10 protein-coding genes are annotated in these 13,750 nt (G+C 64.0%); 5 read left to right on the top strand and 5 right to left on the bottom strand.

The window, feature by feature from the left end; genetic code table 11:
- Window positions 1–126: 126 nt before the first annotated feature.
- Window positions 127–2,439: a YadA-like family protein gene (locus tag RMO89_RS14945; RefSeq protein ID WP_310534086.1), complete on the bottom strand. Its 2,313-nt coding sequence runs from the start codon at window positions 2,437–2,439 to the stop codon at window positions 127–129.
- Window positions 2,440–2,624: 185 nt separating this feature from the next.
- Between RMO89_RS14945 and RMO89_RS14940 the strand changes: the two genes are divergently transcribed.
- Window positions 2,625–3,167 carry an ECF-type sigma factor gene (locus RMO89_RS14940; protein ID WP_310534085.1) on the top strand — a complete coding sequence of 181 codons (543 nt, stop codon included), beginning with the start codon at window positions 2,625–2,627 and terminating at the stop codon, window positions 3,165–3,167.
- On the opposite strand, the gene RMO89_RS14935 is transcribed toward RMO89_RS14940, so the two are convergent.
- Complete coding sequence (locus RMO89_RS14935; protein ID WP_310534083.1) at window positions 3,164–5,587, bottom strand: serine/threonine-protein kinase; 2,424 nt, start codon at window positions 5,585–5,587, stop codon at window positions 3,164–3,166. The genes RMO89_RS14940 and RMO89_RS14935 overlap by 4 nt on opposite strands.
- A 149-nt stretch (window positions 5,588–5,736) precedes the next feature.
- Here RMO89_RS14935 and RMO89_RS14930 point away from each other — a divergent pair, with 149 nt between their 5' ends.
- Window positions 5,737–6,258 (top strand): hypothetical protein, encoded by a 522-nt coding sequence (locus tag RMO89_RS14930; RefSeq protein WP_310534082.1) that lies wholly within the window; start codon window positions 5,737–5,739, stop codon window positions 6,256–6,258.
- Window positions 6,259–6,518: 260 nt separating this feature from the next.
- A complete protein-coding gene (locus tag RMO89_RS14925; protein ID WP_310534081.1) occupies window positions 6,519–7,205 on the top strand; it encodes a pentapeptide repeat-containing protein in 687 nt (228 codons plus the stop codon).
- On the opposite strand, the gene fghA is transcribed toward RMO89_RS14925, so the two are convergent.
- Together fghA and RMO89_RS14915 are read right to left on the bottom strand one after the other, a co-directional pair.
- Window positions 7,176–8,033, bottom strand: coding sequence for an S-formylglutathione hydrolase (fghA, locus tag RMO89_RS14920; protein WP_310534080.1), 858 nt, complete (start codon window positions 8,031–8,033; stop codon window positions 7,176–7,178). The genes RMO89_RS14925 and fghA overlap by 30 nt on opposite strands.
- Before the next feature lie 226 nt (window positions 8,034–8,259).
- Window positions 8,260–9,732 carry an MFS transporter gene (locus tag RMO89_RS14915; RefSeq protein WP_310534078.1) on the bottom strand — a complete coding sequence of 491 codons (1,473 nt, stop codon included), beginning with the start codon at window positions 9,730–9,732 and terminating at the stop codon, window positions 8,260–8,262.
- 104 nt (window positions 9,733–9,836) lie between these two features.
- Here RMO89_RS14915 and RMO89_RS14910 point away from each other — a divergent pair, with 104 nt between their 5' ends.
- A complete protein-coding gene (locus RMO89_RS14910) occupies window positions 9,837–11,426 on the top strand; it encodes an alpha glucosidase (RefSeq protein WP_310534077.1) in 1,590 nt (529 codons plus the stop codon).
- 52 nt (window positions 11,427–11,478) lie between these two features.
- Window positions 11,479–12,375: an ROK family protein gene (locus RMO89_RS14905; protein ID WP_310534075.1), complete on the top strand. Its 897-nt coding sequence runs from the start codon at window positions 11,479–11,481 to the stop codon at window positions 12,373–12,375.
- On the opposite strand, the gene RMO89_RS14900 is transcribed toward RMO89_RS14905, so the two are convergent.
- Window positions 12,372–13,745 (bottom strand): putative 2OG-Fe(II) oxygenase, encoded by a 1,374-nt coding sequence (locus RMO89_RS14900; RefSeq protein ID WP_310534142.1) that lies wholly within the window; start codon window positions 13,743–13,745, stop codon window positions 12,372–12,374. The genes RMO89_RS14905 and RMO89_RS14900 overlap by 4 nt on opposite strands.
- Window positions 13,746–13,750 lie beyond the last annotated feature (5 nt).

Raw genomic sequence — 13,750 nt, 5'->3', positions numbered from 1 at the left:
ATACCATTCCGGCCCCCCACTCATGGTGAGAGGCCGGAATAAGGCACATTGATTGCGGCGAGTTCGCGAACTTGCGGCCAGCTGATCACCGCATGTCCGAAATTGACTGGATAATGGCCTTGGCGACTACCAGCCGAAGGTCACGCCGACCCGTCCCCCGGTCGATCCCTTGACGGTCGATCCCGCAAAACCACCGCTCAGGTAAACACGTTCGCTAACCCGGGCGATCGCCGCGCCAGAGAAGCCCTGCTCGCCACGGTAAGTGGCCAGGTTGAATGAGATGGCGAAGTTGGCGTCGGGCGGGAGTATTGTCCCGCCAAGCGCCATGGCCGCCGCAATGCCGCCATTGGCCTGCCGGGCAGTGTCCATCAGGTTGACCTGCAAGGCGCCGACCTTGCTCTCGAGCGTCGACGTACGGCCGTTCAGGCCGTTCAAAACACCAATGTCGAGGCTCGAAGCTGCCAGGTTGCCGCCGAGGTCGGTCGTAACCAGGCTGAGCCCGCCCGATTGTGCCGCCGCACTTTGCGATCCAGCGATTCCCGGCAGCGTGTAGGTTGAAGTTGCCGAACCGAGCGCAACCTGATTGGTCCTGACGGTCGTTACCCCCGTGCCGATGGCGATCGCCCCCGCCTGCGATGCGTTCGAGCCATTGCCGATCGCGATCGAACCGTTGCCGACAGCGGTGTTGAGGTTGCCGAGCGCGACCGCCCCGGTTCCGGTGGCCGTGTTGTTCGCGCCCAGCGCAACTGCACCCGTTCCGGTGGCTGTGTTCGGGTCGCCGATGGCCACTGCGCCATTACCCGATGCGGTATTGCCCGCCCCGATGGAGACGGCCTGACCGGTGATTGCCCGTGCGCCCAGGCCGATGGCAACGGACTGTGGGCCGCTTGCCACGGCTGATGCACCTACCGCAATGGCATCTGCCCCCGTCGCCTGCGGTCCCGGACCCGTGCTGTTCGACCGGAAATAGGCGCCATTGGCGAGCGCGGTATTGGCCGTGGATTGCGCAGTCGCTGCATTGGCAAGCGCGGTCGTCGCTGTGGATTGGGCGACAGCAGCCTCGGCGCGGGCTGTGTCTGCCGTCCCTTGGGCGGTTGCGGCGTTAGCGATGGCGGCATTCGCAGCGGTCTGGGCGGCCGCCGCATTGGCGAGCGCCGAGTTGGCAGTGGCCTGCGCCGCAGCACTGCCAGCACCGCCGGCATTGGCCGCGGCAAGGGCCGCAGCGGCCTCGGCGCGAGCAAGGTTTGCGGTTCCCTGAGCCGTAACGGCATTGGCAAGTGCTGTATTGGCCGAGGTTTGCGCCAGCGCGGCGGCGGCTTGTGCCGATGTTGCATTGGCGGCGGCGACGGTTGCCAGCGCCTGAGCGCCCGTCGCTGCAGAACTGACGAGATCAAGCTGTGCTCGATTGACCGCATCGGTCGCGAGCGTGCCGGCAGCGACATTGGCGACGCTGCGCTCGCTGCCGGCCGCCCCGACCGAAACGGTGTTAGCGCGGTCGGCCACGGACCCTGCCCCCAGCGCCACGCTGTTGACGGCCATGGTGCTGGCATTCGCCCCCAGCGTCGTCGCCCGCTCGACGGTGGCCCGCGAGCTTGCGCCGAGGGCAACACTCAAGAGCCCGGCAGTCCGGGAATCAAAGCCATAGGCCGCGCTGAAATCACCGCTGGTCGTGGCGAATGCGCCGGTGGCGACGCTCCGTTCACCGGTAGCGGTCGCCGCGACGCCAAGCGCCGTCGTCGTGTTGCCTGTCGCCACTGACTGATAGCCGACAGCGGTACTTTGCGAGCCGCTGGCAAGCGCACCACGCCCAAGCGCAGTATCCGCGACACCCAACGCCTTTGAGTTATACCCGACCGCCGTGCTCAAACCACCACCTGTGGTCGCCAACGCGCCAATTGCCGTCCCCTGATCGACGTTGGCTCGCGCTTGCGAGCCGACGGCAACGCTGTTCAGTCCACTGGCGCGCGAATCAAAGCCATAGGCCGCGCTGAAATCGCCGAGAGTCGTGGCGAATGCTCCGGTCGCGACGCTCCTTTCCCCGGTAGCGTTAGCAGCGACGCCGAGAGCGGTAGAGGTGTTACCCGTTGCGACTGACTGATAGCCGAGGGCGGTGCTTTGCGATCCGCTTGCCAGGGCGCCGCGACCGATTGCCGTGTCGGAGGTGCCCAGCGCGCGGGCATTTCGGCCGACCGCTGTCGCAAAGTCACCGGCGCGAGCCGAATTTCCTATGGCGGTAGCGTTTAATCCATCTGCAATCGCATTGATGCCGCACTCCGTGGTCTCGACAGGGTCATCGGCAGTGCCGGCAAGGCCGTCGGGACCAAGGTTCACATTGCAATCGACGGTTGCGTCTGCCCGCGCGGGCGACGGAAGGGTGGCGGCAGCGGCAAGTGCAAGCGGCGCGGCGGCGGCGAGGAGCAGGCGAGTGCGAGAGCGCATGATGTCATCCTTGGCTGGAAAGTTGTGCTGACAGCCAATGAGACGGAGGAATCAGGCAAATCCGGACAGGCCTTGTGGAGAAAAGTTGCGCGCCCTTATAGACGACGACCTCTAAAGCGATCTTGCTTCAACTCGTTTGGCCGTCCACATCTGTTCGAAGGTCCCTCGCAGGTAGCAAAATGGGCATGGCATTGATTTGCGACACCGAAGGCGCGCCGACGAACCCTGCGATCGCTGATGGATTCGTCGCGCTGCTCTATGACGAACTGCACGTGATCGCGCGGCGCGAACACTACCGCGCCGGATCACCGCAGACGCTTCAGGCGACCGCCCTGATCGGAGAGGCCTACATCAAGCTGCAAAAGCGCGAGGGGTGGGAAAGCAAGTCGCATTTCCTCGGCTGCGCCGCCACCGCCATGCGGCACATCCTGATCGACGCGGCGCGTGCGCGGCTGGCAGGCAAGCGCAACGCGGAGGTGGAAAGCTATACCCGCAGTCTCGATGTCGCCGCCGCCATGCCCGAGGACAGCGAGATCGTGCGACTGGGCGATGCGCTCAGGGCGTTATCGGAAATGGATGCAAGGCTTGCGCAAGTCGTCGATTGCCGGTTCTTTGCCGGGCTCGACGAAATCGAGACCGCGCAGGTACTGGGCGTCAGCGACCGCACCGTTCGCCGCTGGTGGATTCAGGCGCGGGCGTGGATCCATCGCGAAATGGCGGTTGCCTAACGCATCGCGGCTATGCGCGAAGCCAGGGCGCCGATACCCTTCATATAAGTCTCGCCCGACGGACCTGCGCCGACAAATATGCCTCTCGCCTCATCAAGCGCCGCGCGCGCCTCGGCGGTTCGGCCTTGCTTCAGCCGGACGACCGCCCGCGTTCGCGCCAGGACGCCCATGGGGACACTGGTCGAGGGAAAGGCCGCCATCAACGGGGTGACCTCCCCAACTACGCGATCCGCTTCGGCCAGCTTCCCGCTTTCAGCGAGGGCTTCTGCCAGATTAAGCCCGATGATCAGCGTCGGCATTGCCGCCGGGGTCAGCTTTTCAGCCGCAATCGGGCGCGCTTCGCCGAGGACTTTGGCGGCCTCGTCAAATTTGCCGAGGGCAATCTGCGCGCGGCCGAGTTGGGCCAGATCGACGGCAAGACTTGCCGATCGTCCGAAAGCTGCACGGCGCTGCGCGACCACATCCGTAAAGATCTTCTCTGCCCGCGCCGGCTGCCCCAGCTTCAACAGGCGCATGCCCTTGAGCTGTTCGATGGCCAGCCCTGGCATGGTAAGTTCCCCTCGCTCGCGCGCGATGACCGCATCGGCCTGACTGAAAACCGCAGGCATCTCGCCGAGCTGGTTGGCCTCGATCATATAGACCAGAACGTTGTTGTAGATGGTCAGCAGATCACGGCGATTTTCCGCAAGCGCGATATTGGCCTGGGGCAAGGTTGCGGTGAGCAGCCGGATGGCTTCATCGGCTTTGCCCGCCCGCCGCAACATCTGCGCCCGGTGCGTGTTGATGTCGACAAGCTCACTGCGATACCGGTCCGGATCGGTGCGAAACACGGCTTCCGCCGCATCGAGCAGGTGGCCTGTGTCGTTGATCTTGCCTGTCGCGGCAGACGACGAGGCAAGGCGCATCTGAAGTTGCGCGGTCGCCACCGGATCGCCCTTGCCAATCCCGCGAGCGAGCGCCTTGCGCACAACCGAGTCAGCGCCCGCAATATTCTCCAGATTCATGTACAAATCAAACAATGTGGCGATCAGCGTTGCCGACTTTGCGCTGGTGTCGAGCGATCCGGCAAGCCGTCCGGCTGTCTGATCGAGCATTTCACTGACCGTTGCTTCCTCGCCTGTCTTCGCCCCGGTATCGCGAAACATCACCGTGAGCATACGCACGATGGATTCAGACCGCCGCGCCTCGGCGAGGGCAATGTCGCGCTCGATTGCCGTCTGGCGCGCCTGCCAGAAGATACCGCCCGCACCGATCATCAAGGCAATCACTGCAGCGGCGCTGGCACCGACGGCCCAGCGGTAGCGTCTGACGAAGCGCCCGATCATGTAACGCCTCGATCCATCGCGCGCGATGACCGGTTCCAGTCGCTGGTGCCGGGCAATGTCGTCACCAAGCTCGGCCGCACTGCGATATCGCTCGTCGGGCGACCGGCGCATCGCCTTCATCACGATCGCATCAAGATCGCCGGCCAGCCGCGCCGCCGGTATCGGACCTTCCGAAACAGCGCTCGGCAATGCCGGATCGTCGTTCAAGACGCGGCGGATGAGCGAAGGCAGCGAACGGCTGCCACCCGCCCATGGCCCTCGTCCGGCCAGCAACTGGTACATGACCGCGCCAAGCGCATAGATGTCAGTGACCGCAGTGGAAGTCTCGTTGCCCAGCTGCTCGGGAGCTGCATAGTCGGGCGTCACCATTGTCTGGGTCGGGGCGCCCGTCGTCATCGATTCGTCGAGCAGCCGCGCCACCCCGAAATCGAGCAGACGGACCCGGCCGCGATCATCCACCAGGATGTTGGATGGTTTCAGGTCGCGGTGGATGACAAGGCGGGTATGGGCATAACCGACGGCATCGCAGATTTCGCGGAGCAACCGCAGGCGCGTGTCCAGATCGGCGGTTTGGGCGGCGCACCACAGGTCGATGGGCAGACCCTCGACATATTCCATGGCCATGTAGGGCCGACCGTCGGGCGCTATGCCGCCATCGATCAGGCGCGCGATACCGGGATGCTCAAGGCCCGCAAGCAGTCGCCGCTCGCGTTCGAACAGATCGATCCGTGATGCCGCTTCCGGACGCAGGAGTTTGAGCGCCACCCGCTGTTCAAATCCGGCATCCGTCCGGCGCGCGGCATAAACTTCCCCCATGCCCCCGCGCCCGACAAGCCGTTCGATCGCAAACTTTCCGATCACGGTTCCGGCGCTCAGGGAGCTGTATCCAGCCACCGCTTCGGGCGCGAGGCTTCCGGCGCCGTCAGTGTCCAGAACGCCTTCGGCATCGCTTGCCGCGAGCAGGGATCTGACATCGGCGACGACGGCCTGATCCAAGTCGCCGCGGTCAAGACGTGACCGGCGCGCATCGGCATCGAGATCGACCAGTTCGTCAAAAAGCGACTGAACCGCGCCCCAATTGTCCCGATCTGCCATATGCTTACCCTCCAGTCGTTCAACCATAGGCAGTGCGGCAGAATTGGAAACCATCAAGATTTCAGGTGTTGTCCGCTTTTGTCGTCGGTTCTCGTCTTTGCTCACGATGGAACTTGAAACAGAGGATATTGCCGATGACCCGTCATATAGTGTTCGCCGCCTTGCTGCTGGGCGGTTGCAGTTCATCTTCACCAGGCAACACCGCCGGTGCCACCGATGCTGCGGCAACCGGTCCAGCTAAGCGATGGGATGCGACCAATGCTTGCGCGGTCATCGACAAGGCCGCCATGAGCACCTTGCTAGGCACGCGTGTTGCGGACACCAGCGTCGCATTCGTGCACCAGGCAAGTGACGCGGAATCGGCGACGTCGGAATGCACCTACATCCTCGAAAATGGCAGCCGCGCGTCGGTAATGCTGCGCTGGTCACCGATTGCGGACAATAATGACGCCGCCATTGCCGGCACGCGAAACACGCTCGACCAAACCATCAAGGCCTTCGGGGGCACAGTCGAAACCGTCACTGGCACCGGCAAGGCTGCGTTCTGGGTCGCCAAGGTGAACAGCCTGAATGTCTTCATCGATGATGCCAGTTTCGCCGTGATCAATGTGCCGTCAGACCCCAATTCAAAAAGCCAGGCATTGAAGATTGCTCGGCGGCTAGGCGGTTGAAGATATGGACTGGCGGCCCCGAGCGTCCTTGCCGAGGATATTGCCGCAGGCCGGCTGGCACCGCTCGAGGTGGACGATTTTCCCGATATCGAGAGCGAGGTCGCGCTGATCTGCCGCCGCAATCGAACACTCTCGCCTGCGCCCAATCGCTGGTAGAACATTTACGCGCCCTGCTGACCGCGCACGGCCGCCGCCCATAAGCATGATCGAGAGTTATGCTTTAGATTTCAAATAGCCTTGGATGCGCGCTAGGGACGGTTATGGACCGACCCGCTTCTGATCATTCGATATGTGCCGAAACGCTCACGCGCGGCGACCTCGCGCGCTTGTCCGGATCACCCAGATCGCTGGTCGACTGCGATCTGGAGGAAGCCGATCTGTCGCGGCTCGATCTGTCCGGCTGGACGTTCGAGCGATGCAATCTGCGCCGGGCGGACCTTCACCGGGCCGATCTTGAAGGCACGACATGGCAATCGTGCCGGGGCGCATTTGCCACCTTCAACGACTGCGAACTGTCTGACGCAACCTTCACGTCCAGTGACTTCAACAATGCATCTTTCGCGCGGGCGGCTCTGGAGGCGGCGAAGTTCACGCAGTGCAAGTTGACCGGGGCCAATCTCTGCGACGTGAAGGGACTGGACATCACATTTGACGAGACCCTTCTGATCAACGCAAATCTGTCCGGCCATTCGTTCCTCAAGGCGACCATGCAAAGGGTGGATTTCTCTGACGCCAATCTGCGCAAATGCGATTTCAGGCATAGCACCTGGATCGAGTGCAGCTTGCGCGGTGCGATTGTCGATGGTTCGCGGTTTGACGGGGCCGATCTGCGCGGCGCCGATCTCGGCGGGTTTCAGCTGGTCGACGCCAACCTGTTTCGCGGGGCGACGATTTCCCGCGATCAGGCCGGGCAACTTCTAAGCGAGCTGGGTTTGAACGTGCGATAGCGCCAATCGCCGGGCATGCCAGGCAACATGCTCGGCCATGAAAGTCGAAATGAAGTAATAGGAGTGGTCGTATCCCGGATGCAGGCGAATTGTCGCCGGCTGTCCTGCTTTTGCGCAGGCATCAGCGAGAAGGTGGGTCTTGAGCTGCTCTGCCAGGAAGGAGTCGCCTTCGCCCTGATCGACCAGCAAGTCGGGAAGGCGGGCGCCCTTTTCGATCAGGGCGCAGGCATCGTATTCTCGCCATGTGGCCCTGTCCGGGCCAAGATAGCCGGCCAACGCCTTTTCACCCCAAGGACAATTCAGAGGGCTGACGATCGGGGCAAAGGCGCTGACCGAGCGGAACCGGTCAGGATTGCGCAAGGCAATGGTCAGGGCTCCGTGGCCGCCCATCGAATGGCCGGTGATGCCCTGGCGGTCCAGATCGACGGGGAATTGCTCTGCCAACAGTTCCGGCAATTCCTGTTCGATATAGCTGCGCATGCGGAAGTTGGCCGCCCAAGGGGCCTCGGTCGCGTCGACATAGAAGCCTGCGCCTTTCCCGAAATCATAGCCTTCGGCATCGGGGACATCGTCTCCGCGGGGGCTGGTATCGGGCGCGACGAAGATGATGCCGTGCTTGGCGCAGGCGGCGCGAAATTCGCCCTTTTCCGTAACGTTTGCGTGTGTGCAGGTCAGTCCGGAAAGGAAGAAGAGCACAGGCAATTTTGTGCCCGGGGCGTGGTCAGGCACGAAGACCGAAAAGGTCATCGGGGTGCCAGTGGTCTTCGATTGGTGGCTGTAGACGCCCTGCGTGCCGCCGTGACTGCGCCATGTGAAGACCTGTTCCATCAGGCCACCTCGACCGAGCGGATCGAGAAGTCCAGATCTGCGATGTCGAGCGGCCTTTTCGCTTCGAAAACAGCAGCGGCGGGGATATTCATAAGAACCTCAAGTTGAATGGAGTCCGACCGGGCGCAAGCCAAGCGCGTAACAGGGTATTGGTTGGACGGCGAACTGGCTTGCCCATTGGCCGGATTTCCCGGACCTGTGTCAAGTGCGCTGGGGCCGACGCGGCCTAGCTGGGCGGATCCGCCTTCACCCTCATCATCGCAAGGGCTGCGAAAGCTGTGGCGACGGCGCCGATCAGGAAGGTCCAGATCGGATCGCCGGGAAAGAAGGTGCGCAGGATCGGCCCCATCGTGGTCGACACGATAATCTGCGGGATGACGATGAAGAAGTTGAAGATCCCCAGGTAAATGCCGAGCTTGTTGGCCGGCAGCACCCGGGTCAGGATTACGAAGGGCAGCAGGTTCAGCGAGGTCCAGACCAGCCCGAAGCCGACATAGGGAACGAACAGCAGATACTTGTCGCGGATGAACAGGATCGAGACATAGCAGGCCACCCCGAGCCACAGGAACGCGGTGTGCGTCCGGACATTGCCGAAGCGCCGGGCGAGCCATGGAAAGACCAGCACCGCCGCCAGCGCCGAAACCACGCTGTAAGTCGTGTTGAGCAGGTCGACCCAGTTCGCGCCCTCGTTATAGGCGGCGGAGGTCGGGTCGGTCGAATGGAACACGTACTGCGTGATCACCGGCGTGGTAAACGGCCAGCGGATGAACAGCGCGATCCAGGTGAAGAAGTGGACCACGGCCAGCTGCTTCATCACCGGCGGCATCTGCGCCAGATCGCTGAACACGTGGGCGATGAAATTATCGCGCGAGCCGCAGGCATTGGCAATCTGTGCCAGGCCGATCAGCACCGCCCCCAGGCCCAGCACGTAAAGCGAATACTGGTCTCGCGCAAAGACGAGGATCAGCGCGGTCAGCGCCAGTCCGGCTGCCACCACTCGTGTCCCGCCGCGCGGGCGGACCAGGGCCTCGTGCGGGCGCGCCTCGGCTTGTTCCTGATCGCCGAACGATGCCAGTTCGGCCGGGCTGTATTCGCGGACCATGAATACCGTCCAGCCGACACCGAGGATCGTGAACAGCGCGCCGATGTAATAGGACAGGCGTACCGTATCTGGGATCACGCCAGCCGGGGCGATATTGGACACGTTGAGCTGTTCGAGCACCCAGGGCGCCATGTGGCCGACCACTTGTCCGCCGCCGCCGATCAGCATGCCAAGCCCGAAAGCAAAGGTGCGCTGGCTGGTTGGTGTCATTTCGCTGGTAAAGGCGCGGCCCGGCTCCATCACGGCGTTTAGCGCGAAATCGAGAACCCAGAGCATGGCCACAGCTAGCCACAGCGATCCGGCATTGGGCAGGACGAGCATGGCCAGCGTGGCAACGATCGCGCCGCCAAGGAAATAGGGCCGCCGCCGCCCCAGCCGGCACCATGTGCGGTCGGAATAGTGGCCGATGATCGGCTGCATGATCAGGCCGGTGACCGGCCCCGCGAGCATCAGGATCGGCAAGCTGGCAAGCTCCACCCCCATGGTCTGGAAAATGCGGGCTGTGTTCGATTCCTGCAGCGCAAACGAACTGGCAACGCCCAGCCCCATGATCTGCATGTTGACCAGTCCACCAAGCGACTTGCGCGGCTTTTCCATTGACCTCTCCCCTCGCCGTCCAATCCTAATACAATCGATTGCATAAAGCAAATTTCTGTGCCTATGACAGGGCACTTCAGCTTGGCGGTGATCAGGAGGTGGCCATGGGACATGAGGTGGACGTGAAGGAGGAATGGTGGCGCGGCGCGACGATCTATCAGATCTATCCGCGCTCTTTCGCTGACAGCAACGGTGATGGCGTGGGCGATCTTCCCGGCATTACCGCGAAGCTGGACCATGTCGCCTCGCTGGGCGTGGATGGCATCTGGCTATCGCCGTTCTTCACCTCGCCGATGGCCGATTACGGCTATGACGTGTCCGATTACTGCGATGTCGATCCGGTGTTCGGCACCTTGGATGACTTTCGTGCCCTGCTCGACCGCGCCCATGCCCTGGGACTCAAGGTGATCATCGATCAGGTCTATGCCCACACGTCCGACGCCCATCCGTGGTTTGCCGAAAGCCGCATGAGCCGCGACAATCCCTATGCCGACTGGTTCGTCTGGGCCGATGCCAAGCCAGACGGCTCACCGCCCAGCAACTGGCAATCGGTGTTCTACGGCCCGGCCTGGACCTGGGACGCGCGCCGCAAGCAATATTACATGCACAATTTCCTGCCCGAGCAGCCGCAGCTCAACCTGCACAATGAAGCGGTGCAGCAGGCCCTGCTCGATGTCGCGAAGTTCTGGCTCGATATGGGTGTGGACGGCTTCCGGCTCGATGCGCTTAACTTCGGGTTTCATAACGCTTCGCTGGCTGACAATCCGCCGCGCGCCAATCCTGATCCCACGCGCCCGCATGATTTCCAGCAGCTGATCAACAACATGTCGCAGCCCGAGCTGGTGCCCTTTGTCGAACGGCTGCGCGCGCTGACTGACCTCTATGACGCGCGCTTCACTGTAGCGGAAATCGGCGGCGCCGATGCTACGGGGGAGATGCAGCTGGTGACCGCCGGAAATGCGCGGCTTAACACCGCTTACAATTTCGATTTCCTCGACGGGCCGCAAATCACCCCGGCCTATGTCGCCAAAGTCATGGCGCGCTGGCCCGAAGGCACCTGGCCGAGCCTGGCCTTTTCCAACCACGATGCCGTGCGAATCGTCAGCCGCTGCGCGCAGGGGCGCGAGCCAGCGGCCTATGCCAAGCTGATGTTGCTGCTCCTGCTCTGCCTGCGAGGCAATCCCTTCGTCTATTATGGCGAAGAGCTGGGTCTGCACCACGCCGAGGTGCCGTTCGAAAGGCTGCTCGATCCGGAGGCGATCCGCAACTGGCCGGAAACCAAGTGCCGCGATGGCGCACGCACGCCGATGGTCTGGCACGGTGCAGAGCCGCAGGCCGGGTTCGGCACAGCCGAGCCGTGGCTGCCGTTCGATCCGCGCCACCTCGCCCAGTCGGTCGCCGCGCAGGAGGCCGACGGCAATTCGGTGCTGCAATTCGCCCGGCGGGCCATAGCCCTGCGCCGCGAATCCGCCGCCCTGCGAACGGGCGACTTCACCCTGATCAACGCCGACGAAAACCTGCTCGTCTTCACCCGCCGGTTTGGCGATGAAACACTGCTGTGCCTGTTCAATCTTGGCCACGAAACCGGGCAGTTCCTGCTGCCGGCCGGATGCGAGGAAATCACTGCACTGGGCAGCGCGTTACCCGGTAGCGGCGCGTGGCCGGTGCTCTCCGCCTATGTCGGCCGCATCTGATGGGACGCGGCGTGAATATCGGCTATGAGGACCGGCTATGGCTGGAGCGGAAATGACGGGACGTCTGATCGGAGCTATTGAGGCTGGCGGGACAAAGTTCGTGCTCGCCGTAGCGCGCGAGAACGGCGAAGTGATCGCCGAAACACGCATCGCCACCCGCACTCCGGACGAGTGCTTCCCCGAAATGGCGGCCTTTTTTCACAATGCCGCGCAGGCCCACGGGGCGATCTCAGCCTTCGGCGTAGCGAGTTTTGGCCCGATCGACATTGACCCGGACTCAGGCGACTATGGCCGCTTCACCACCACGCCCAAGCCCGGCTGGGCCGGCGCACGGTTCCACGATGCCTTGGGAGAATTCGGCGCACCGATCGTCGTCGATACCGACGTCAACGGCGCGGCTCTGGGCGAATGGGCGCAAGGCGCGGGGCAGGGCACCCGGACGCTGGCTTATACCACCGTCGGCACCGGCATCGGCACTGGCGTGCTGCAGGACGGGCATTCGCTCGCCGGGTTCTCGCACTTCGAGGCTGGCCATATCGCCGTCGCCCGCGTTCCGGCGCTTGATCCCTTTCCCGGACGTTGCCCGTTCCACGGAGATTGCCTTGAAGGTCTGGCGAGCGGCCCCGCCATCGAAGAGCGCTGGGGTGCCAGCCTGTCCAAGCTGGCCAGCCCGGCTGAGCAAGTGGAGTTGATCGCCGGATACCTTGCCCAGTTGGCCGCGAATCTCGTGCTGCTGCACATGCCTGACCGGCTGGTGTTCGGCGGCGGTGTGATGAAAACGCCGGGACTGATCGAAGCGCTGCGGCTGGCGACCGAGCGCCGGCTGGGCGGCTATGTGCAGGCACCGCAGCTCGATCCGGGGCTGGAGCGCTACATCGTCGCCCCGGGCCTTGGCGATGAGGCGGGGATCACAGGTGCGGTGCTGCTGGGCAAACGCGCGCTCGGCTAGGCCTGCGGGCGGCGGATATCGAAAGCGACAACCAGCCGCTCGCCATCGTCGAACGGCACAGTGCCGTGCCACGTGGTCGACGGAAAGACCGCCAGCCGCCCCGGTTCGGGCCGGATCGTGCGATAGGCGGACAGCGGCAGGCCCAGTTCCGGAGGCGGCGCGCCGAAGGCGATATGGCCCGCCGGCTCCGCCCCCATCTGTTCAGGCAGCGAGACATAAAAGGCCGTGCTCAGCCAGCCCATCGCATGGCTGTGCGGCACGTTGTAGCCCTGCCGCTCCAGCCGAACCGACCAGCTGCCTTCGATCAGGTATGGCCCGCCGCGCGGCGCACAGAGCAGCGGATGGGCGGCATCCATCGGCGGCAGGGCGGCGACATAGGTTGACACCAGTTCCAGCATCCGTGCCTTGAGGCGCTGCAGCGGCACTTCGTGGCGCAGCAGGACCGAACGATCGGTCTGGGTGCCGCCGCGCACCGATTGTTCGATATAGGGCGCGCGGGTGGTGTGAAGCGTGCGGAGCAGCGCTGCCAGTTCCTCCCGTTCACCTGCCGCGATGCCGCTGTCCAGCTCCGCGATCAGATCGTCCGGCCGGTCGAGCCACAGCCAGCGCTCGTCGCCCAGCAGCCGCCATGCCAGCGACAGGTAGGGCCAATAGAGCGGCGCTGAGGGTCCGCCGACCAGCGCCAACGCCTCAGCCTCGGCCGCACGGGGCTCACCTCTGCGCAGGGCATGGCGGATACGGCACAGGCTGGTGACGTCACCGCGCAAATGCGCCGTAGCGGCAAGCAGCGCCGGTACGGCGGCATCGTCGTGCGATTCCACCGCGACGAACAGCCGGCAGGCCAGCAGCGCCGGCGATCCGGCGTGGTGCCTCTCGGCTTCGCCCAGCACCGCTGCCGCCACCTGCCAGTCGCGCGCCTGTGCCGCCATGCGGAACCAGGCGAGCCACAGCTCCAGCCGCTCCGGCAGGGCGCGGCAGGCAGGCGCATAATGATCGGCAAAATGGCTGCCTTCGCCGTGCGTCCACTTCAGCGTGGCAAGCACCTTATGCCCATCGAGCCAATCGGGCCGCGCGGCCAGTTCGGCCTCCAGCACTTCGCGCGCCTGGACCGCCGCACCTTCGGAGATCAGCGCCAGCGCCCGGTTGCGCATGGCTTCAAGGTTTGCCGGATCGAGACGCGCCGCCTCGCCAAACAGCGCGGCGGCGGGGTGGCCAAGTTCATAGCGGGTCTGCGCGTGAAGGAAGGCCAGCACCGGGTCCGCCGGAAAGCGCATCCGCCCCTGCCCCAGCAGCGCATCCGCATCGGCAAGACGCTGCGCCTGGCGAAGTGCCTGCACCTGCATGAGCAGCCCGCGCACCTCGTCAGGCATCTGCG

It is taken from the genome of Novosphingobium sp., from assembly GCF_031424035.1.
GTDB lineage: Bacteria > Pseudomonadota > Alphaproteobacteria > Sphingomonadales > Sphingomonadaceae > Novosphingobium.
This window is presented reverse-complemented; position numbering and strand designations above follow the sequence as displayed.

Excerpts from the sequence above, each read along its gene's own strand:
- RMO89_RS14945 (WP_310534086.1), bottom strand. The coding sequence starts at position 2,439 with ATGCGCTCTCGCACTCGCCTGCTCCTCGCCGCCGCCGCGCCGCTTGCA.
- RMO89_RS14940 (WP_310534085.1), top strand. The coding sequence starts at position 2,625 with ATGGCATTGATTTGCGACACCGAAGGCGCGCCGACGAACCCTGCGATC.
- RMO89_RS14935 (WP_310534083.1), bottom strand. The coding sequence starts at position 5,587 with ATGGCAGATCGGGACAATTGGGGCGCGGTTCAGTCGCTTTTTGACGAA.
- RMO89_RS14925 (WP_310534081.1), top strand. The coding sequence starts at position 6,519 with ATGGACCGACCCGCTTCTGATCATTCGATATGTGCCGAAACGCTCACG.
- fghA (WP_310534080.1), bottom strand. The coding sequence starts at position 8,033 with ATGGAACAGGTCTTCACATGGCGCAGTCACGGCGGCACGCAGGGCGTC.
- RMO89_RS14915 (WP_310534078.1), bottom strand. The coding sequence starts at position 9,732 with ATGGAAAAGCCGCGCAAGTCGCTTGGTGGACTGGTCAACATGCAGATC.
- RMO89_RS14910 (WP_310534077.1), top strand. The coding sequence starts at position 9,837 with ATGGGACATGAGGTGGACGTGAAGGAGGAATGGTGGCGCGGCGCGACG.
- RMO89_RS14905 (WP_310534075.1), top strand. The coding sequence starts at position 11,479 with ATGACGGGACGTCTGATCGGAGCTATTGAGGCTGGCGGGACAAAGTTC.
- RMO89_RS14900 (WP_310534142.1), bottom strand. The coding sequence starts at position 13,745 with ATGCCTGACGAGGTGCGCGGGCTGCTCATGCAGGTGCAGGCACTTCGC.